Origin of the sequence: Kutzneria sp. CA-103260, assembly GCF_018263855.1 — a bacterium.
GTDB lineage: Bacteria > Actinomycetota > Actinomycetes > Mycobacteriales > Pseudonocardiaceae > Kutzneria.
In genome coordinates this window covers 10,663,456-10,682,384 of sequence record NZ_CP073318.1, presented here as the reverse complement: position 1 = coordinate 10,682,384, position 18,929 = coordinate 10,663,456, and the positions used below count along the sequence as shown (strand labels likewise).

Genomic DNA, 18,929 nt, shown 5'->3' with positions numbered 1-18,929 from the left:
ACGTCATCCCCCAGGCGTACAACCCCCGGACCACCCGCACGTCGGTCCTGCCCGACCCGCCGGCGGACCTGGGAGACTTGCCGCCATGACGGAGATGTCCGAAGAGCGCAAGGCCGCGTTCCGGCTGGAGGTTCTCGCCACTGTCGTCCGGGCGGAGCTGGTGGCGGCGGGGTTGCCGGTGATGCCCGAGGACGACCCGCCAGGGACCGCCGGCGCGCTCGTGCGCGTGGATCGGCCGGACATGCGGGGTGTGCTGGTGGACTGGCAGTCGCACAGCGTGCTGATGGACGCGGCGCTGGAGGCCTGGGCTGAAGACCCGTTACAGGAGGGCGAGGAGACCGCGGCGTTCAAGCGGCTGAACGACGGCATCGGCGAGGCGATGCAGGAAGCCATGCGCAAGATCATGACCACCGCCGGGCTCGAGGTGGTCGACACGGACAACGACTACGCCCCGCACGAACTCCTGGTCACCCGCCTGCTCACGAAATCCCCTTGGCAGCAACGCCGTAGTGCGGCGCACGAGCGCCGTGGCGACCGAATGCGGGCGGCCTGGAACCAGCGCCACGAGGACGAGCGGCGCAAGCAGCAGGACTCCGACGGCCAGGCGTGATCTGACGTGGACCTGCTACGAGAGCGGATCGACGCCAGTGCTCAGGACTCCAGCAAGCCTCGGTCGTAGGCCGTGGCGACGGCTTCGGCGCGGCGGCTGGCGCCGAGTTTGGCCATGATGCGGGAGAGGTGGACGCTGACGGTCTTCTCGCTGATGTAGAGCTCTTCGCCGACCTCGCGGTTGGTGCGGCCCATGGCCACCAGCGCCAGCACGGAGCGTTCGCGAGGGGTGAGGAGGTCGACGGTGTCGCGGGGGACGGCGTCGCCGAGTTGGATGCGGCCACGGCGGGCGAGTTCGGCGATGGCGGTGCCGAGGGGGACGGCGCCGAGGCGGCCGGCGGACTCGGCGGCGAGGCGGAGTTGTCGGGCGGCGCCGTCTTTGTCGTCGTCGGCGAGCAGGGCGGCGGCGAGGCGCCAGCGGGCGAGGGCGCGTTCGTAGCCATGGCCGTAGCCGAAGGCGTCGACCACCTGCCGCCAGGCGGCGGGATCGCCGGTGCCGTCGTCAAGGCGGGTGATCTCGGCGGCCAGGCGCGCATGCCAGGCCCGGCCCTCGGGACCGAGTTTTCCGCTGCGGGGCCTGGACTTGGCGGCGACGAAGCCCAGCTCGGCGAGTCGCCGGGCGGAGTCGAGGGCTGCGGCCTCGGCGTCGGAGTCACGACGACGCCGAGCGCCCCGGGCGATGTCGGCGGCGGCGGAGACACCCAGGGCGGCGAGGCGAACCTCGCCGGTGAGGCCGGCCTGGAGGGCCTCAAGCGAGTCGATGCCGTCCTCGGCGGCGGCCAGAGCCAGGTCGAAACGGCCACGCCAGCTGTGCAACTCGACGGCGGCGGCGGTGCAGTTCAGGGGCAGCTGGTAGTCCCGCTGCCACTCGGGCCGCAGCCGGTGCAGCAGCTGCTCGGCGTGGTCAAGACGACCGGCGCCGACCTCGGTGGCCAGGCCGGAGGCGGCGACGATGGCGGTGCCGATGCTGGCCACGGGGTCGCCGGGCAGCCGGGCGGCCTCGGCGCTGCCGGCCCAGTCGCCAGCCACATAGCGGGCGGTCACCAGCAGCGCCCGCAGCTGGAAGCCCGAAGGGCCCCAGGACAGTCCGTTCTGCTCGGAGCGGCGCAGGCCCTCGGAGAAGACCTTCACGGCCTCGCCGATCAGGCCCTGCTCGTACCGGTTGACGCCGAGGTTGTACCAGGCCCGCAGCTCCACGGTGAGCGCGCCGGCCTCGATGGCCCGGTCCCGGGCGATGAGCAGCCGGGAGCACGCGTCGTCGACGAGGCCGTCCTTCTCGTCCATCAGGGCGATGGTGATCAGCGCGTCAGCCTCGGCGCTGCGCGAACCGGCGTGCATCGCGGTCCGCACCGCCTCCTCGGCGGCCTCCCGGGCCAGTGGCTCGCAGGTGGCGCGCAGCATGCGGGCCCGAACCGCCAGCACCCACGCCTTGTTCACCGAGTACGGCTCGTCCCGCACCAGCTGCCAGGCCCGGTCGATGACCTCGGCGGCCTCGTCCTCACGACCGTCCAAATTGACCAGTGCCAACGACAAGCGGCGCAGCGCCTCGATCTTCTCCTCGCCCTCGGCCACCCGCACGGTCTGGCGGGCGAAGGCGATGCCCCGCTCCAGCTCGCCGGCGCTGACCGCGAACATGCTGGCCAGCTTGGTCAGCTTCACCTCGTTGACGCCGGCGTGGGCCTCGGCGTCGGGCACGGCGGGCCATATCTTCAGGGCCTGCTCGGCGTAGTGCAGCGCCTCGCTCGGCGCGCCGGCCTCGTCAGCCTCCCGCGCGGCCTGCACGGAGGCCTGCAAAGCCTGTGGCAGGGCATGGCTTTCCATGCTGTGGTAGGCCAGTTTCGCCGCATTGCCACGGATTCCCGACTCGGAGGCGATCAGCTTGGCATACGCCGCGTGCAACCGGACCCGTTCGCCCGGCAGCAGGTCGGTGTAGATCGCCTCGCGCAGCAGGGCGTGCCGGAAGGCGTAGTGCTCGTCGGCGTCGATCGTCTGCAAAACGTTGTGCTGCACGGCTTCCCGCAGCGCGTCCTCCAGCTCCGGCGGCGCCATCGCGGCGACCTCGTGCAACCGCGCGTAGCGGACCCGACGGCCGCCGGCCGACGCCGCGCGCAGCACCTGTTGCGCCTGCGGGCTGAGGCGTTCGATCCGGGCCAGCAGCACATCGGCCAGCGCGGTCGGCACGCCCGGGTCGCAGTCGGCGGCGCTGGCCACCAGCTCCTCGGCGTAGAACGCGTTGCCCTCGGAGCGTTCGGCGATGCGCAGCACCTGCGCGTCGGTGAGGTCGTCCTCGGCCAGCGAGCGGACGAACAGGGTCGCGTCCTCGGGGCTGAACGGCGTCAGGTCCAGCCGCTCCACCGCGGACAGCCGCACCAGTTCGGCCAGCACCGGCCGCAGCGGGTGCCGGCGGTGCAGCTCGTCGGCGCGATAGGTGACGGTGACGAGCAGCCGCTGGGTGCTCAGCCGGGACAGCAGGAACGTCAACAGGTTGCGGGACGACGAGTCGGCCCAGTGCACGTCCTCGATCGTCAGCAGCACGGTCCGGTCGGCGGCCAGCTCGGCCAGCAGGCTGTGCACGGCGTCGAACAGCTGGAGCTGCCCCAGCTCCGCGTCGTCCTCACGGCTCGACGTCTGCACGGCCAGGTCGGGCAACAGCCGGGCCAGCGCCGGACGGCTGTGCAGGGCTTCCGGACAGTCGCCACGCAACTGCGCCAGCACATCGGCGAACGGCAGGTACGGCAGACCCGCCCCGGAGCCGACGCACCGCCCGGTCAGCACCAGCGCGCCGTCCCGTTCCGCGGTCGCGGCCAGGTCGGTCACCAGCCGCGTCTTGCCCACGCCGGCGTCCCCCGACATCAGCACCGCGGCGGCCCCGCCCTGCCCGGCCCGCACGAGGGCGGCACGCAGCCGGCCGATCTCGGCGCTGCGTGCCACCAGCGGAATTCCCGATCCCAGACGCGGCACGGTGGGCATATTCGCACACCTCAGGCGGCTCGGTGGGCGGCTTTCCCGTCATGCCCGTCACTCGACTCGTGCCAGTGGAACAGCCGCGACAGCCAGGTCGGGGACTCCTTCGCCGACACCGGCTGAGCCAGCTCACGGGCCCGCGCCTGCCGGTACTCGATCTCGGCCCGCAGCGACTCGGGGGCACTGAACTCCAACATCGTTTCCTCCTCAGCGTTTCCGACGAGAAGGAGATTCGTCCTGAGGGTGCGCGGCCGACATCGGGCGAACACCTACCCGCCCCCTTACCTGGCCGGGCCAAGACAGCCTGAGGGCCGAGTAAGGCCCCTCAGCATCACTCGCGAGTCCCGCTCTCAGGCAACTGAATGTCGAGTTCCGGAACTCGACACATGGTTGATCGAGAGCGGGACTCGCGAGGGTTCAGGCGGGGGTGCGGACGGAGACCCGGGCGCGGGCCAGGCGGGCGCGGACGGCGTCCGCCTCGGGGGCGCCGAGGTCGGTGAGCACGGACAGGGAGCGCTGCCAGTGCGGCAGGGCCGACTGGTCGCCGAGGAAGTCGAGCGCCTGGGCGATGCGGTCGTGGGCGATGCCCTGGTGGTAGACGCTGCTGGCCTCGACGGCCACCTCCAGCGACCGCTTGGCCGCGACGAGGGCATCCGTCCCCTGCCCGAGGGCGAGCAGGGAGGACACCAGGTCGCTGAGCCCGGCGGTCTCGCCGACGGCGTCGCCGAGCTCGCGGTAGATCGCCAGCGCGGCGGTGACCTGCTGCACGGCGTCGGTGTGCCGGCGCTCCCCCGCGTACAGCACGGCCAGGTTGTGCAGGTTGTTGGCCTCGGCGAACTGGGCGCCGGTGCGCTTGCTGATCTCGGCCGCCCGCAGGTACTGGGCCTCGGCCTCGTGGGCCCGGCCGGTGGACTGGAGGATGTTGGCGATCGAGGTGTACGCCCGCGCCTGCCACTCGCCGTGCCCCTGCCGCCGGCTCACGGAAAGCGCTTCCCGCTCGGCGTCGAGGGCTTCGTCGTAGCGCTCGTGCAGGGTCAGCGCGACGCCGAGGTTGTGCAGGGTGACGAACTGCGCCAGCGGATCCTTCAACCGCCGCACCACGGGCGTGGCGGCCTCGTGCGTGGCCAGCCACGAGTCGCGGTCGGCCAGCAGCCAGCACAGTCGGCTCAGCGTGTACGGCAGCTGCCACGCGTGCACCGGCCAGTCGTGCGTGACGGCGTACGCGGCGACGGCCAACAGGTTGACCCGCTCGGCCTCCAGCCACGCCATGGCGGTGGCGGCGGAATCGATCACGGGGATCTCCGCCGGCACCGACGAAGGCGATATCTCCACGGTGCCACGGGTGATCGGCAGCAGGCCGTCGGCCAGGTCGGCGCAGTACAGGTAGTAGTCGAGCATCCGGCCGGCCACGGCCCGTTGCTCGTCTTCGCTGAGCTCCTCGCCGGCCAGGGTCACGCTGTAGGCCCGTACGAGGTCGTGCGGCAGGTACCGGCCGAGCTCGACCACCGTGAGCAGGTGCGCGGCCTCCAACGAGTCCAACGCGCGCAGGGCGTCGCACAGCCGGACCTCGGCCAGCGCGGCGACCATGTGCGGGGTGATGTCGTGACCGGGGTGCATGCCCAGCAGCGCCAGCAGCCGCGCGGGCAACGGCGGCAGCGCGCGGCGTGAGGCGTCGAACGCCGACCGCACGGCACTCGCGCCGCCCTCCAACCCGAGCGCCGCCAAGCGCCCCTGCTCGTCGTCGAGCTCGGAGACGAGCGCGGCCACGGGCTGTCGTGGCGCGACGGCCAGCCGCGCGGCGGCGATGCGCAGCGCCAGCGGCAGGCGGTCGCACAGCGAGGCCAGCCGCGCCACCTGGGCCGGCTCCTCCCGCAGGCGGGCGCTGCCGGCGATCCGGCCGAGCAGGTTCACGGCCTCGTCGTCGTTGAGCATGTCGACGTCGAGCAGCTTGGCGTCGGCGTGTGCGACCAGCCCGTCCAGCCGCCGCCGGCTGGTCACCAGCACGCAGCAGCCGGAGCCGGCCAGCAGCGGCATCAGCTCGTCGGAGTTGCGGGCGTTGTCCAACATGACGATCATTCGGCGGTCCGAGACCATGGTCCGGAACAGCGCCGCGCGCTCGTCAACGGTGGACGGCACCTCACCGGCGGCCACCCCCAGCGCCCGCAGGAAGCGCCGCAGCACCTCGTTGGCGTCCAACGGGTCCCGCTGCGGGTCGTAGCCGTGCAGGTCGACGTGCAGCTGGCCGTCGGGGAAGTCGGCCCGCACCCGGTGCGCCCAGTGCACGGCCAGCGCGGTCTTGCCCACGCCGGCCGGGCCGGTGATCGCCACCACCAGGCCCGAGGGCGTCTCGGCCCGCAGTGCGTCCAGCCGGGCCAGCAGGTCCTGCCGGCCGACGAAGGTGGCCGTGTCCGGCGGCAGCTGCCCGGGCGCGGCCGCGGTGACCACGACCTGGGGCCGCTGCTCGGAGCCGGACAGGTCCTCCCCGGCCAGCACGGACTGGTGCAGGCGTTGCAGCTCCGGCCCCGGCTCCACGCCCAGCTCGTCGATCAGCACCTGGCGGGCGGTGCGGTAGGCGGCCAGCGCCTCGGCCTGCCGGCCGGTCTGGCACAGGGCCCGCATGGTCATGCCGTACAGGCGTTCCCGCAGCGGGTACTCGGCGACCAGTCGGCTCAGCTCGGCCACCACGTCGGCGCCGCGGCCCAGCTCCAGCCGGATGTCGGCGCGCTCCTCGATCACGGTGAGCCGCCGCTCCACCAGCCGGCTGCGCTCCACCTCGGCGAACAGGCCCGGCAACCCGCCCAGCGGGTCGCCGCGCCAGAGCCTCAGGGCAGCGTCCAGCTCCTCGGCGGCGCCGGCCAGGTCGCCGACGGCGCGCAGCCGGGCGGCAGCCGTGGTCCGGGTGTCGAACACGTCCAGGTCCACCCACGACGGGTCCAGTCTCAACCGGTAGCCGTCGCCGGAGGAGCGCAGCAGGTCGCCCTGCGCACGGCTGGCCCGGCTGGGCTCCAGCGCCCGGCGCAGGCCGGCCACGTAGGTGTGCACGACGTTGACGGCGCTGCTCGGGGCCTGTTCGCCCCACAGCGCGTCGATGATCTGGTCCCGGCCCACGACTGTGTTGCGCCCCAGCACCAGGACCGCGAACACGGTCCGCTGCTTGGGCGCCCCCAGCGCCACCTCCTGGCCGTCCCGGCTGGCGCGCAGCGCGCCCAGCACCTCGAACCACCAGGTCGATCCGTCTGACAAGCGATCAGCCCTCCATGCCGCCACGGTGCGGCGGTCGAAGCCTAATCGGGCCTCCAGACGTACTCCAGAGGTTGTGTGGACGGATCAGTAATCATTGTTACCAGTTCCACCCGATGGAACCAGCCGGAGCCCGCAAGCTCCCCACAGACGACGCGGGCCGATCGATGTGCAGAGGGCAACAGCCCGCGGCGGCGGAACATCGATCGGTTCGCGTCCCCCAGTGACCGGCCTCGGACGCGCGCCTTCGTCCGAGGCCGGTCCCATGCGCCGATGCGGGTCGGGTTCCCCCACGGCGCCGACGGCTCGCGCGGGCTCAGGTCCGCCGGAACCCGTCCCTGCTGGCGGTGGCCAGGAAGCGCCGCCAGCTCGACTCGCCGACCAGCAGCGAGCCGCCGGCCGGGTTCTTGGAGTCACGCACGGCGGTGTCCGCCCCGGCGAAGGCGATCTCCACGCAGCAGACGTCGCGGGGACCGCTGTAGCTGCTCTTGCGCCAGGTCAGGTCGGCCTGGGTTTCGATCACGACAGCACACTCCTTGGTTGCAGCCCCTCGCCCGCCTGCCGTACGGACCGGCCGGGGCCTAGTCGAATTGACTGGCCGCGTCCTCGATGAAGGCGACGGAGTCCTTGGGGCTCAGCCCCGCGGCGACCAGATGCCCCCACAGCATCGAGTAGTAGTCGACCTCATCGGCGTTCTCCTGGAACGTCCCGTCGACGGTGCCTTCGACGTAGACCACGTCGCGGTCGGCGGGGTCGGGGAATTCCATGATCACGAATGACGCGCCCATACCGGGGTACGAGCGGTGTGCGAAAGGGATCACCTGGAAGGTGACGTTCGGCCTGGTGGACAGGTCCACCAGGTGTTCCAGCTGGGTCCGCATCACGTCGGGGCCGCCGACCGGACGCCGCAGCACGCTCTCGTCGAGCACGAACGAGACCCGCGGCGGGTCCTCGCGCTCCAGGATCCGCTTGCGCGTCAAGCGCATCGTGATCCGACGTTCCGCCTCGTCCGGCGACATGTCCGGCGCGCCCTCGGCGATCAGGGCCCGGATGTAGGCCTCGCTCTGCGCGAGTCCGGGCACCAGCATCGCGTTGTAGGTGCGCAGGAGCGCCGCCTCGGCCTCGAAGCCGAGGAAGGCTCCGCGGCCGACGTCGCCGAAGGACTCCCACCAACCCTTGATCCGGGCCTCGCGGGCGATCTGCACGAGATACTCGCGCTGTTCCTCCGGCACCCCGTAGAGCAGCAGCATGTCGCGCACGTCCCGGGGCGTGACCCCGACCCGCAGCGTCTCGATGCGACTGATCTTCGACGGCGAGCACTCCAGTTTCTCGCCGACGTCCTCGATGGTCAGCCCGGCCGCCTCTCGCAGCCGGCGCAGCTCACTGGCGAGACGACGCTTGCGAACCGTGGGGCTCGGTTGCATGGTCACCTGTCAACCGCCTTTCGCACGAAACTCAGTGTGGAACGGGACTTGAGGGCCGGCAAAGGCCTGTCATCCAATCGTGTAGTGCAACTTGCAGAAAACCGTTGCCCGGTCGCAGGCTGCTAGCCAACACGCCGCTCCGGGGATGTCAAGCGGATGCCACCCACCAACCGTGGAAGGACCAAGGATGACCGAGTTCACCGGACGTCGTTGGGACATCGCCTGCCTGGACGCGCTGGACCGGAAGCGGCAGGTGCAGGTGTGGTCCGGACCCGGCCGGATCGTCATGATCTCACCGCCCGCCGAGACCTCCACCCTGTCCATCGCCGAGGCCAACCAGCTGCGCAAGAGCCTCGAGCGCGCCATCGAAGAGGCCACCGCCCTGCTCGTGAACAGGGCCGGGTGACCCGACCCCATGCCCACCAGCGTGTTCAGTCAACTCGACAAGTCCCTGCACGAGCATTTGTCCGACCTGATGCGACTGGCCGCCAAGGCTGACGACCGTACCGCGATCGGCCTGGCGCGGGCCGAGCTACCCCGCATGGTGACCGCCCTCAAGGCCCTGCTCGACGAGCACCAGCCCGACGAGAACGGCCGCTGTCCCACCTGCCGCACCCGCCGCTTCAGCCGGCGGCTGCCCTCGCCGTGCCGCGCCTACCTGGCCGCGCACCTGTGCCTGACGATCACCCGCGAGGAACAGCGGACGACCAGGGACGAGCAGCCGGCCGGCCGCCGTCACCTGCGCAGCGCCGGCTGAGGGTCCAGCCCCGGCGCTCGAGAAAACCCCACAGACGACGCGGACCCCGAGTCCGTGGTCGATCCGGGTGGCGCTTCACCCCGTACGCCCCCTCCCCCGCGCCACCCGGACCACACACGATCCCCGCCCCACTCCCAGACCATCGCCGGGCGGGGATCGTGTGTGTTTATCACCCGTTCGAGTGACCCTTTCGCCACATGTGGCGCACATGTGGCACTGGAAGCCACATGTGGACCACATGTGGCGAAAAAGCCGGGTGGAGGGTCAGCGACGTGAGGAATCCTCGGATGCCGCGACGCCGCTGATGTTCTTGATCACGTAGGTCGCGCCGTCCACGGTGTCGAGCAGGTCTCGCATCACCGCCCGCAGCGCCCTGCTCCGCGGATCGGGCCGCAGCAGCGCGACCTGGGCCATGGCCCAGTCCTGCACCCACTTCCCGACCGGATGCCGCTGTTCGTGATACGTGTCGAGCAGCCCCGCCGGCGCGGTGCCGCGAATCGTGTCGGCGAGCTTCCAGCCGAGATCGGCCGCGTCGCCGATGCCGAGGTTCATGCCCTGGCCGCCGTAGGGCGGGTGCACGTGGGCGGCATCGCCGGCCAGCAGCACCCGCCCCTGGCGGTACGTCGCCGCCTGGCGGGTCGCGTCGGTGGAACGGGAGCCGTAGTGCAGGCGCGTGATCGTCACCGGCCGACCGCTGATCTTGCGCAGGGTTTCCTGCACCAACTCGGCCGTCACGGGCACATCCCGTTCCACCGCACCGGAAACGTATTCAGTGGTGCCGACCAGGTGCGCGTCTCCGGGTAGCGGGCCGTGCACATAGAAGCCGGCGTCGCCGAATCCCTCGCTGGGCAGATCGCCCGCCAGCTCCACGATGGCCTGGATCGACACCTGTTCCGGCTCCACACCGGGAAAGTCGATGCCGGCAATGCGGCGCACCCGGCTGTGCGCGCCGTCGCAGCCGACCAGCCAGCCGGCCCGAATCTGTTCTGTACCAACATGAATCGTCACGCCGTTGTCGTCAGCCTCGAAGCCGGTCACCTCGGCCCCGTGCCGGATCTCGACCCCGAGTTCCCGCGCCCGATCGGCCAGCAGCTCCACCAGGTCCGCCCGGTACACGAAGCCGCCGCCGTTGACCGCGCGACCGACCCGCCGGATGTCCGGGTCCTCCTGATCGAGCAACCGGCTCTGGATGAACAGCAGCGAGAAGTGCCCGACGACGGCGGAGTCGCCGTCACCGTCCTTGCCCCACGGGTTGGGTGCCTTCTCCTGCGCCTCGCGCAGCGCTGCCCCCAGGCCACGCCGGTCGAGGTGCTCGACCGTGGGCACATTCATCGCCCGCATGCCCATCGGGCCGTCGGCCTCGCGCCGCTGCTGCGGCGTCAGCTTCTCCAGCACCAGCACGTCCAGGCCGGCCAGCCCCAGTTCGACGGCCAGCGTCATGCCGACCGGGCCGCCGCCCGCGATCACCACGTCCACAGTTCTCCCCCTTTAATCGAGAACATCGTTCGCGGTTTTCACGCTACCGAACTGGGTACAGTGTTCGCAATGAACGACTCGACGATCTGGGAGCGCCCCGAGCAGGGCGACCGCGGGCCTCGGCGGGCGCACAGCCGGGAGCGGATCGCCGTGACCGCGGTGGCCATCGCCGACGCCGAGGGCATCGAGTCGGTGTCGATGCGGCGAGTGGCCCGGGAGTTCCGCACCGGGGCCGCGTCGCTCTACCGCTACGTCGACAAGAAGGACGAGCTGTTCGACCTGATGCTCGACGCGGTGCTCGGCGAGGAATGGCTGACCCCGCACACCGGGGACTGGCGGCGGGACCTGCGTGAGATCGCGTACCGCGCCCGACGGCTGATCCTGCGGCACCCGTGGGCCGCGGCGCTCACCGCCGGCCGGCCGATCCTCGGACCGAACAGTCTGCACAGCACCGAGCACGCACTGGCCGCCCTCGACGGACTGCCGCTGGACGCCAACCAGTCGATGCTCGTCATCGAGACACTGCTGGCCTTCGTGCGCGGCCACACCATGAAGGAGGTGGCCGAGAGCGAGGCGGTCCGCCGCTCCGGCCAGGATTTCGCCCAGTACATCCAGGGTCAGGCCCGGTACGCGGAGACCGTCGTGGCCAGCGGCCTTTACCCGAGGCTCACTCGATACTGGGTGGAGGCGACCACCCCACACGCCCCGGACCGCGAGAACCTGGCTTTCGAACAGGGCCTGAGCAGCGTCATCAACGGATTCGCCACCCTGTTGCCGCAGCAGTGATCACGTTGCGTGGCAAGCAAACGGGCAAACATCACCAAACACTCATCCAAAAGAGCGTGATCGTCACCACTTCTCCGGTCAAGGCTGAGGGTAAAGTAATATTTACGTACCGTTGACCTCCCCAGGGGGTGACTCTCGGCATCATGGAGGTCACGGTCCATCGGCCACCGAGTTCTGGGGAGTCCCACCTTGTCCGTTTCCGAGTCACGCTCGAAGAAGGCGCATCCGGGCAACGAAGCCGACACCGGCCCGCCCACGGGTCTGCGGGCCGTGCTGCGCTACGACCTGCCCGCCTCCTTCGTGGTCTTCCTGGTGGCGGTCCCGCTGTCGCTGGGCATCGCCGCCGCCTCCGGCGCGCCGCTGATCGCCGGCCTGATCGCCGCGGTCGTCGGTGGTGTGCTGGGCGGCCTGCTCAGCGGGGCCCCGCTCCAGGTCGCCGGCCCGGCCGCCGGCCTGACGGTGATCGTCGCCGGCCTGGTCGCGCAGTTCGGCTGGGCCGCCACCGCCGCCATCACCGTGGGCGCCGGCCTGCTCCAGATCCTGCTCGGCCTGACCAGGGTCGGCCGCCTCGCGCTGTCGCTGTCGCCGGCCGTGGTGCACGGCATGCTGGCCGGCATCGGCGTCACCATCGCCGTCGGCCAGCTGCACGTCATGTTGGGCGGCTCCAACCAGGGCTCGGTCCTGGAGAACCTGGCCGGGCTGCCGGCCCAGATCCTCGGCCTGCACCCGGGCGCGCTGCTGGTCGGCGCGATCACCATCGCGGTGATGATGCTGTGGCCGAAGCTGCCCAAGGTCAACGTCGTGCCGGCCCCGCTGGTCGCGGTAGGCCTGGGCACGGCGGTGGCCGCCGGCTTCCAGCTCGACCTGGTCCGGGTGGCGCTGCCGTCGGACATCATCAACGAGGTCGTGCTGCCGCAACTGCCCAGCGGACCGGTGCTGGCGATCGTCGGCGGCGTGCTGACCGTGGCCCTGGTGGCCAGCGTGGAGTCGCTGCTGTCGGCGGTGGCCGTGGACAAGCTGCACGACGGCCCCCGCGCCAACCTGGACAAGGAGCTGGTCGCCCAGGGCGCGGCCAACATGGTGTCCGGCGCGCTCGGCGGCCTACCGGTGACCGGCGTGATCGTGCGCAGCTCCACCAACGTGGCCGCCGGCGCGAAAACCCGCTGGTCCACGGTTTTGCACGGCGTCTGGATGCTGCTGGCGGTGCTGCTGCTGGCCGGCGTGCTGCGGCAGATCCCGATGGCCGCGCTGGCCGCGGTGCTGGTGGTGATCGGCGTCAAGCTGGTCAGCGTCGCCCACATGAAGCAGCTGTGGCGGCACCGGGAGATGGTGGTGTACGCCGCGACCCTGCTCGGCGTGATCGCGTTCGGCCTGGTCGAGGGCGTGCTGGTCGGTCTGGCGGTAGCCCTGGTCCGGGCGTTCTACCGGCTCACGCACTCCACTGTGGACGTTCAGCGGGTGGACGGCCGCTGGTGGGTGACCGTGCGCGGCTCCCTGGTCTTCCTGGGCGCCGGCCGGCTGGTCCGTGAGCTGCGGGCGATCCCGTTGCGCGAGAGCGTGGTGCTGGAGCTGCACGTCGACTTCATGGACCACGGCGTGTTCGAGGTGATCAACGACTGGCGCGTCGGCTACGAGCGCACCGGCGGCAAGGTCCGCGTGGACGAGGTGCTGGACAGCTGGTACCACCGGGCCATCGGCGGCCGGCCGGCGCGGCGCAAGTCCATCCGCTCCACGGTGCCGCCGCGCTGGTTCGCCCCGTGGTCGCACTGGCAGCTGGCCGAGCCGGCCGACGTGCAGCTGCCGGCCCAGGCCGCGGAGGACGACCACCTCATCGCCGGCGTGCGGGCGTTCGACCAGCACGCCGCCGACCTGGTGCGGCCGTTCCTGAGCGAGCTGGCCGAGCACGGGCAGAAGCCCAAGCAGCTGTTCATCACCTGCTCGGACTCCCGGGTGCTGCCCAACATGTTCACCAGCAGCGGCCCCGGCGACCAGTTCAGCCTGCGCAACGTCGGCAACCTGGTGCCCGCCCACGGCGTGGACGCCTCGGTCGGCGCGGCCGTCGAGTACGCCGTGGACGTGTTGGCCGTGCAGGAGATCGTGGTCTGTGGGCACTCCGACTGCGGCGCCATGAAGGCCGTGCTGGCCCAGTCCGTGGGCGAGGGTTCCGCGCTGTACGACTGGCTGCGTTACGCCGAGCCCAGCCTGCTCCGGCTGGCCGCCACCGCCGGCGAGGACGCCGAGCTGCCGGCCAACGAGCGGCTGTGCCTGGCCAACATCGCGCAGCAGCTGGAGAACCTGCGCAGCTACCCCAACGTCGCCGCGGCCGTGGCGGCCGGCAAGGTCAAGCTGGTCGGCATGTACTTCGACATCGCCGCGGCCAAGGCCTTCCTGGTCGACCCCGACCGCCGGGCCCTGCGCGACATCACCGTGTGACCGAAGGGGGTTGGTGGGACGGCAGCCGCACGCCCACACCACCCCCGCGAGTCCCGCTCTCGGGCAACCATGATGCGAGTTCGCGAACTCGACATTCAGTTTCCTGAGAGCGGGACTCGCGCGACAACACGGATGGCGGCCGGGGTGGCGCGCCCCCCTGCCGCGCCACCCCGGTCACTGCCAGATCCTCAGATCAGGCCTTCGCGCACCGCGAAGGCCACCGCGTGCGAGCGGTTGCGCAGCTCGAACCGCACGGTCACGTCGTGCAGCAGGCTCTTGACCGTGCGCTCCGAGTAGCACAGCTTCTTGGCGATCTCCCGGGTGCTCAGGCCCTGGGCGATCAGCCGCAGCACGTCGGTCTCGCGGGCGGAGATGCCCGACAGCCGCAGCCCCCGCGGCTCGAGCACCTTGGTCTGCAGCCGGCCCACCCGGTCCAGCAGGCGGCCCAGCAGGTCCGGCGGCATCGAGCCCTCCCCGGCCCGGGCCGCGTTGACCAAGCGGACCAACGCGTCGGCGTCGATCTCGCCGCGCCGGGCCACCGCGCAGACCCCCGACTGCACGGCGGCCAGCACCTCGTTGTCGTCGATGTCACCGGCTACCAGCACGATGCGCCGGTAGCCACGGCCGCGCATGCGTCGAAGCAGCGCGGTCACCCGCTCGTCGAAGCGGTCCCCCACCGCGAGCACGACGGTCCGGGCCGGATCGGCCTGGGCGTCGTCGACGAGCTGGATCTCCGGTCGCCCGCGCAGCGCCATCACGATGCCACCACGCAGGATCGGGTCGGTCGCGCACACGAATACCGCGGTGCGAGTCATGGTGTTGAGCACGATTCCCCTGCCTCCCCATCAGGCACGTCCACGTTCGGCGCGCCGTGCACTCACGATGCCCTTTGGGGCTTCCCGAGCGCATGGGTGCACAGTCCCGACATCCCGGGAGGGCGTACCCAAATTTGGCCACTACCGGGTCATTTGGGTCACGGACCGGTCACGGTCGGGCCACCGCGCCGCAGGCGGTCGGACTGTTGGAGGCGGACAGTCTCATCGCGACTCGACCTAGCTGCGACTGCTGCCGGCGAGCAAGACTCAGAAAAGCGTGACGCCGCAGCCGCCGGGGAGCGGATGCGGCGTCACGCCGAGCGCACGGCCAGGCTCGTGCACAGACTACTCAAAACCGTCTAGCAGCTGTGCGTCCACGAGCACTCCAGGCTCGCCCGAGGGTCGGTCGCCTTGCCGGCGGTCTGGGACCGCGGGGCGAACTTCGGCGCGTGCGAAGTGTCGTTGGCCCCGTTGTACTGGGCCAGCCGGACCGCCACGGCGTCCTCGACGTCCTTCACCGAGCCGGGCACGAAGTTGTTGGACAGCAACGAGAACACCAGCTTCTCGCCGTCAGCGGCGGTGACGTAGCCGGACAGGGCGCTGACGCCGGTCTCCGAACCGGTCTTGGCGTGCACGTTGTTCGCGGCGGCGGTGCCGACCATCCGGTTGGCCAGCGTGCCGCCGATCGCCGGGTTGGTGTTGCCGGCCACCGGCAGCGCGTTGTACCAGGTCTGGAACCACGGCCGGGACTGGGCGTTGATCAGCAGCTGGGCGATCTCGGCCGGGCTGACGATGTCCATCCTGGACAGTCCGGAGCCGTCGAACTGGTTGTACTTGTTGTAGTCGATGCCCAGCGCGGCCAGCTTCGAGGTCAGCGCGTTGACGCCGGCGACGAAGCTGCCGGAGGCGAACCGCTGCACGCCGGCGGCCTTGGTCAGCGTCTCGGCGACCAGGTTGTCGCTCTGTTTGAACAACGGCGTCAGCAGCTGGCTGATGGGGGCCGAGGTGTGGCTGGCCACCGCTGTGGTGCCCGAGGGCATCTTCTGGAACGCGGTGGTGCCGGCGACCGACACGCCCGCGTCGGACAGGGCCTTGCCGAACAGCGACGCCACGAACCCGGTCGGGTTGTCCACCGACATCTGCTCGGTGGACGGGGCCGCGCCGGCAGCGATCGAGCCGCTGACGGTGATCGTGTTGGTGCCGTGCACGCGGTTCACCGACAGGCCCGTCGAAGTTCCGGTGGTCGCGGTGTTGTTGACGGTCAGGTAGGTGTTGGGCGGCGTCATGGTCACCACCGCCGGCTGGCCCTGCGCGCCGGGCGCGACCGTCACGTTCACCGAGCCCGAGGTGGAGTTGGCGTCCGGGGACACGGTCAGCGCCGACACCTGGGCGCTGTACCAGTACGGCTCGTCGTCCCAGGCCCAACCGGGGCCGAGCCGCACGCTGTCGTAGTACGAGTCGTCGGCGATCAGGTGGCCGGTGACGCTGGTGATGCCGGCCTGCTTCACCTGGGCCGCCATCGCCTGGTAGTCGGCGAGAGTGGTGCTCGGATCGCCGTAGCCCTTGAGGTACAGGTCGCCGTTGAGCGTGCCGTTCGACAGCGTGCCGGTGGACCGGACCAGGGTGTCGAACGTGTAGTCGGCGCCGAGCAGGTCCAGCGCCGTCGCCGAGGTCACCAGCTTCATGTTGGACGCCGGCACCATCAGGTTGTCGCCGAGGCGGGAGTACAGGGTGGCGCCGGTGTCGGCGTTGCGGACCACCAGGCCGGCCTGGCCGCCCGCGAGTTCGGGGTTGGCCAGCAGGGAGTCGAGATCCGTGCCGAGGGCCGAGGCGTTGGCCGAGCCCGCGCTGGCCGCCGCCGGCAGCGCGAGCAGCACGGCCGCGACACAGCCGATCGCGATATTGCGCGAAGAGGTTCTCACGATGTCCATGACGGCACACCACCGGTCGAAGTTGCAAACCGGGGCGGAAATGACCGGCTTTTCTGTCCGGGCGGCCCCATCGGCGTTGCGCTGACCGCCCCCCGAACCAATGTCCGAAAGGGCATTCTTCGTCATGAAGGGCCCCATCCTGACGTTCAACGTGAGGAAGGGGCCCTTCATGACGTTCGATGCCGGGAAGGTCAGGCGTCCTGCTCGGTGCGGTCGCCGCTCCACAGGGTGTGGAAGCTGGCCTCGCCCCGGTCGACCCGGCGGTAGGTGTGCGCGCCGAAGAAGTCCCGCAGGCCCTGGATCAGGGCCGCCGGCAGCCGCTCGGCCCGCAGCGCGTCGTAGTAGGACAGGGCCGAGGAGAAGCCCGGGGCCGGCACGCCGGCGCCGGTGGCCGCCACGACGACCCGCCGCCACGACTCCTGCGCCTTGATCACCGCGTCCGCGAAGTACTCGTCGACCAGCAGCGACGGCAGGTTGCCGTCCTTGTCGTAGGCCTCCTTGATCCGGTTGAGGAACCGGGCCCGGATGATGCAGCCGCCGCGCCAGATGGTGGCCATCGAGCCGAGGTCGATCTGCCAGCCGTAGGTGTCGGCGGCGGTGCGGATCTCGTCGAAGCCCTGGGCGTAGGCCACGACCTTGGAGGCGTACAGCGCCTGCCGGACGTCCTCGACGAACGCGTCGCGGTCGGCGATCGCCGGCTTGGCCGTCGGGCCGGGCAGCACCTTCTGCGCGGCGGCTCGCTGGCCGACGTGGCCGGACAGGGACCGGGCGAACACCGCCTCGGCGATGCCGGTGACCGGCACGCCCAGCTCCAGGGCCTCCTGCACGGTCCAGCGGCCGGTGCCCTTCTGCTCGGCCTGGTCGGCGATGATCTCCACGAACGGCTTGCCGGTGGCCGCGTCGACGTGCCCGAGCACCTCGGCGGTGATCTCCACCAGGTAGGACTCCAGGTCGCCGGTGTTCCAGCCGCGGAACACCTCGGCGATCTCGGCGGGGGTCATGCCGGCCACGTTGGTCAGCAGGTCGAACGCCTCGGCGATGAGCTGCATGTCGGCGTACTCGATGCCGTTGTGCACCATCTTCACGAAGTGGCCGGCGCCGTCCTCGCCGACGTGCGTGCAGCACGGCACGCCGTCGACCTGCGCCGCGATCGCCTCCAGCACGGGGCCGAGGTGCTGGTAGGACTCGGCCGAGCCACCGGGCATGATGCTCGGCCCGTTGAGCGCGCCCTCCTCGCCGCCGGAGATGCCGGTGCCGACGAAGTGCAGCCCGCGCTCGCGCAGCGCCTTCTCCCGGCGGCGGGTGTCGGCGAAGTGCGCGTTGCCGCCGTCGACGATCATGTCGCCGGGCTCCATCAGGTCGGCCAGCTCGTCGATCACCGCGTCGGTGGGGCCGCCGGCCTTGACCATGATGATCACCTGGCGCGGCTTCTGCAGCGACGCCACGAACTCGGCGGTCGTCTCGGCCGGCACGAACTCGCCCTCGGAGCCGTGCTGCTCGACCAAGGCCTTGGTGCGCGCGGACGACCGGTTGTGCACGGCGACCCGGAAACCGTGACGAGCGAGGTTGCGAGCCAGGTTGCTGCCCATCACGGCCAGGCCCGTGACGCCGATCCGAGCCTTCTCTTCAGTTGCCATGGGCCCAGCCTGCCCGCCCCGGCGCGCAAGTTCCACCCGGGGCGGCTAAATCGATCTCGTGGGCTTCCCGGACGTGTCCAGGCGCAGCAGCACAGCCAGCAACTGCTCGCGTTCGGCCGGGTCCAGCGTGCCGAACATCTCCTCGGCGGCGCCCCGCTTGGCCTCGTCGATACGGCTGACCAGCTGCCGGCCGGCCTCGGTGAGAGTGACCAGCATGGAGCGGCGGTCGCCGGGGTCGGGCCGGCGCAGCACCAGGCCCTGCTCCTCCAACCCGTCCACCACCGAGGTGGCCGAGCGGGGCACGATGTCGAGCCTGCCGGCCAGGTCGGCCATCCGGATCCCGTCGCCGGCCCGGGCGATCACGCCCAGGGCCCGGCCCTGGCCCGGGGTGAGGCCGAGCGGCGCGAGCTGGTGCATCCAGCAGCCGCGGATGCGCTTTGCCACATGCATCAGGGCATCCGCCAGGCGCGCGGTGGTGGCATCGGTCACGTGAACCTCCCGTTGCCGCACCCTTAATACTGACCTAGCCTCATTATATGACAGGCTCATCATTCACGACGCAGGCGCTGGTCGCGACCGATCGGCCCTCCCGCTACCTGGTGCAGCTCTGCAAGCACTTCGGCCACAAGATCCAGACCGTGTGGACCGAGCACGAGGGCGAGCTGCACTTCGACCTCGGCACCGCCCTGCTGCACGCCCAGGCCGACGGCCTGCGCATCACCGTCACCGCCGGCGACGCCGAGTCGCTGGCCCAGCTGGCCGACGTGGTCGAGCGGCACCTGGTTCGCTTCGGGAGCAAGGACGAGCTCGTGGTCGCCTGGACCTCGACGGGTCACGCCGCCTGACACTAGGGTTCG

Annotated in this window: 16 protein-coding genes; 6 read left to right on the top strand and 10 right to left on the bottom strand. The window is 71.1% G+C overall.

Going from position 1 to position 18,929, the window contains the following annotated elements; translation table 11 throughout:
• Positions 1-85 precede the first annotated feature (85 nt).
• On the top strand, positions 86-610 hold the full coding sequence (locus JJ691_RS47990) for a hypothetical protein (protein ID WP_249227503.1): 525 nt from the start codon (positions 86-88) through the stop codon (positions 608-610).
• 41 nt (positions 611-651) lie between these two features.
• On the opposite strand, the gene JJ691_RS47985 is transcribed toward JJ691_RS47990, so the two are convergent.
• The 5 genes from JJ691_RS47985 to JJ691_RS47965 form a co-directional block, all read right to left on the bottom strand.
• Complete coding sequence (locus JJ691_RS47985; RefSeq protein ID WP_211766020.1) at positions 652-3,579, bottom strand: helix-turn-helix transcriptional regulator; 2,928 nt, start codon at positions 3,577-3,579, stop codon at positions 652-654.
• Between the two features lie 11 nt (positions 3,580-3,590).
• The gene (locus JJ691_RS47980; protein ID WP_211766019.1) at positions 3,591-3,770 is read right to left on the bottom strand and encodes a hypothetical protein; all 180 of its coding nucleotides are present in this window, start codon (positions 3,768-3,770) and stop codon (positions 3,591-3,593) included.
• A 220-nt stretch (positions 3,771-3,990) separates the two neighbouring features.
• Positions 3,991-6,816, bottom strand: a complete 2,826-nt coding sequence (locus JJ691_RS47975) for an AfsR/SARP family transcriptional regulator (RefSeq protein ID WP_249227502.1) — start codon at positions 6,814-6,816, stop codon at positions 3,991-3,993.
• 313 nt (positions 6,817-7,129) lie between these two features.
• Positions 7,130-7,336 carry a DUF397 domain-containing protein gene (locus JJ691_RS47970; protein WP_211766017.1) on the bottom strand — a complete coding sequence of 69 codons (207 nt, stop codon included), beginning with the start codon at positions 7,334-7,336 and terminating at the stop codon, positions 7,130-7,132.
• A 58-nt stretch (positions 7,337-7,394) separates the two neighbouring features.
• Positions 7,395-8,243: a helix-turn-helix domain-containing protein gene (locus tag JJ691_RS47965; protein ID WP_442912570.1), complete on the bottom strand. Its 849-nt coding sequence runs from the start codon at positions 8,241-8,243 to the stop codon at positions 7,395-7,397.
• Between the two features lie 181 nt (positions 8,244-8,424).
• Between JJ691_RS47965 and JJ691_RS47960 the strand changes: the two genes are divergently transcribed.
• Entirely contained in the window at positions 8,425-8,643 is a 219-nt protein-coding gene (locus JJ691_RS47960; protein ID WP_211766016.1) for a hypothetical protein, read from the top strand.
• Positions 8,644-8,652: 9 nt separating this feature from the next.
• Complete coding sequence (locus JJ691_RS47955) at positions 8,653-8,994, top strand: hypothetical protein (protein ID WP_211766015.1); 342 nt, start codon at positions 8,653-8,655, stop codon at positions 8,992-8,994.
• A 264-nt stretch (positions 8,995-9,258) separates the two neighbouring features.
• Here JJ691_RS47955 and JJ691_RS47950 read toward each other — a convergent pair whose 3' ends face one another.
• Positions 9,259-10,470 carry an FAD-dependent oxidoreductase gene (locus tag JJ691_RS47950; RefSeq protein ID WP_211766014.1) on the bottom strand — a complete coding sequence of 404 codons (1,212 nt, stop codon included), beginning with the start codon at positions 10,468-10,470 and terminating at the stop codon, positions 9,259-9,261.
• 69 nt (positions 10,471-10,539) lie between these two features.
• Here JJ691_RS47950 and JJ691_RS47945 point away from each other — a divergent pair, with 69 nt between their 5' ends.
• Together JJ691_RS47945 and JJ691_RS47940 are read left to right on the top strand one after the other, a co-directional pair.
• On the top strand, positions 10,540-11,256 hold the full coding sequence (locus JJ691_RS47945) for a TetR/AcrR family transcriptional regulator (RefSeq protein ID WP_211766013.1): 717 nt from the start codon (positions 10,540-10,542) through the stop codon (positions 11,254-11,256).
• A gap of 189 nt (positions 11,257-11,445) precedes the next feature.
• On the top strand, positions 11,446-13,689 hold the full coding sequence (locus JJ691_RS47940) for a SulP family inorganic anion transporter (RefSeq protein ID WP_249227501.1): 2,244 nt from the start codon (positions 11,446-11,448) through the stop codon (positions 13,687-13,689).
• Positions 13,690-13,877: 188 nt separating this feature from the next.
• Here JJ691_RS47940 and JJ691_RS47935 read toward each other — a convergent pair whose 3' ends face one another.
• The 4 genes from JJ691_RS47935 to JJ691_RS47920 all read right to left on the bottom strand — a co-directional run bounded on the left by JJ691_RS47935 (position 13,878) and on the right by JJ691_RS47920 (position 18,561).
• A complete protein-coding gene (locus tag JJ691_RS47935) occupies positions 13,878-14,504 on the bottom strand; it encodes a helix-turn-helix transcriptional regulator (protein ID WP_211772193.1) in 627 nt (208 codons plus the stop codon).
• Between the two features lie 359 nt (positions 14,505-14,863).
• The gene (gene dacB / locus JJ691_RS47930; protein ID WP_211766012.1) at positions 14,864-16,435 is read right to left on the bottom strand and encodes a D-alanyl-D-alanine carboxypeptidase/D-alanyl-D-alanine endopeptidase; all 1,572 of its coding nucleotides are present in this window, start codon (positions 16,433-16,435) and stop codon (positions 14,864-14,866) included.
• 191 nt (positions 16,436-16,626) lie between these two features.
• Positions 16,627-18,072, bottom strand: coding sequence for an NADP-dependent phosphogluconate dehydrogenase (gene gndA / locus JJ691_RS47925; protein WP_211766011.1), 1,446 nt, complete (start codon positions 18,070-18,072; stop codon positions 16,627-16,629).
• Between the two features lie 45 nt (positions 18,073-18,117).
• The gene (locus tag JJ691_RS47920; RefSeq protein ID WP_249227500.1) at positions 18,118-18,561 is read right to left on the bottom strand and encodes a MarR family winged helix-turn-helix transcriptional regulator; all 444 of its coding nucleotides are present in this window, start codon (positions 18,559-18,561) and stop codon (positions 18,118-18,120) included.
• Positions 18,562-18,608: 47 nt separating this feature from the next.
• Here JJ691_RS47920 and JJ691_RS47915 point away from each other — a divergent pair, with 47 nt between their 5' ends.
• On the top strand, positions 18,609-18,917 hold the full coding sequence (locus JJ691_RS47915) for a DUF2218 domain-containing protein (RefSeq protein WP_211766010.1): 309 nt from the start codon (positions 18,609-18,611) through the stop codon (positions 18,915-18,917).
• Positions 18,918-18,929 lie beyond the last annotated feature (12 nt).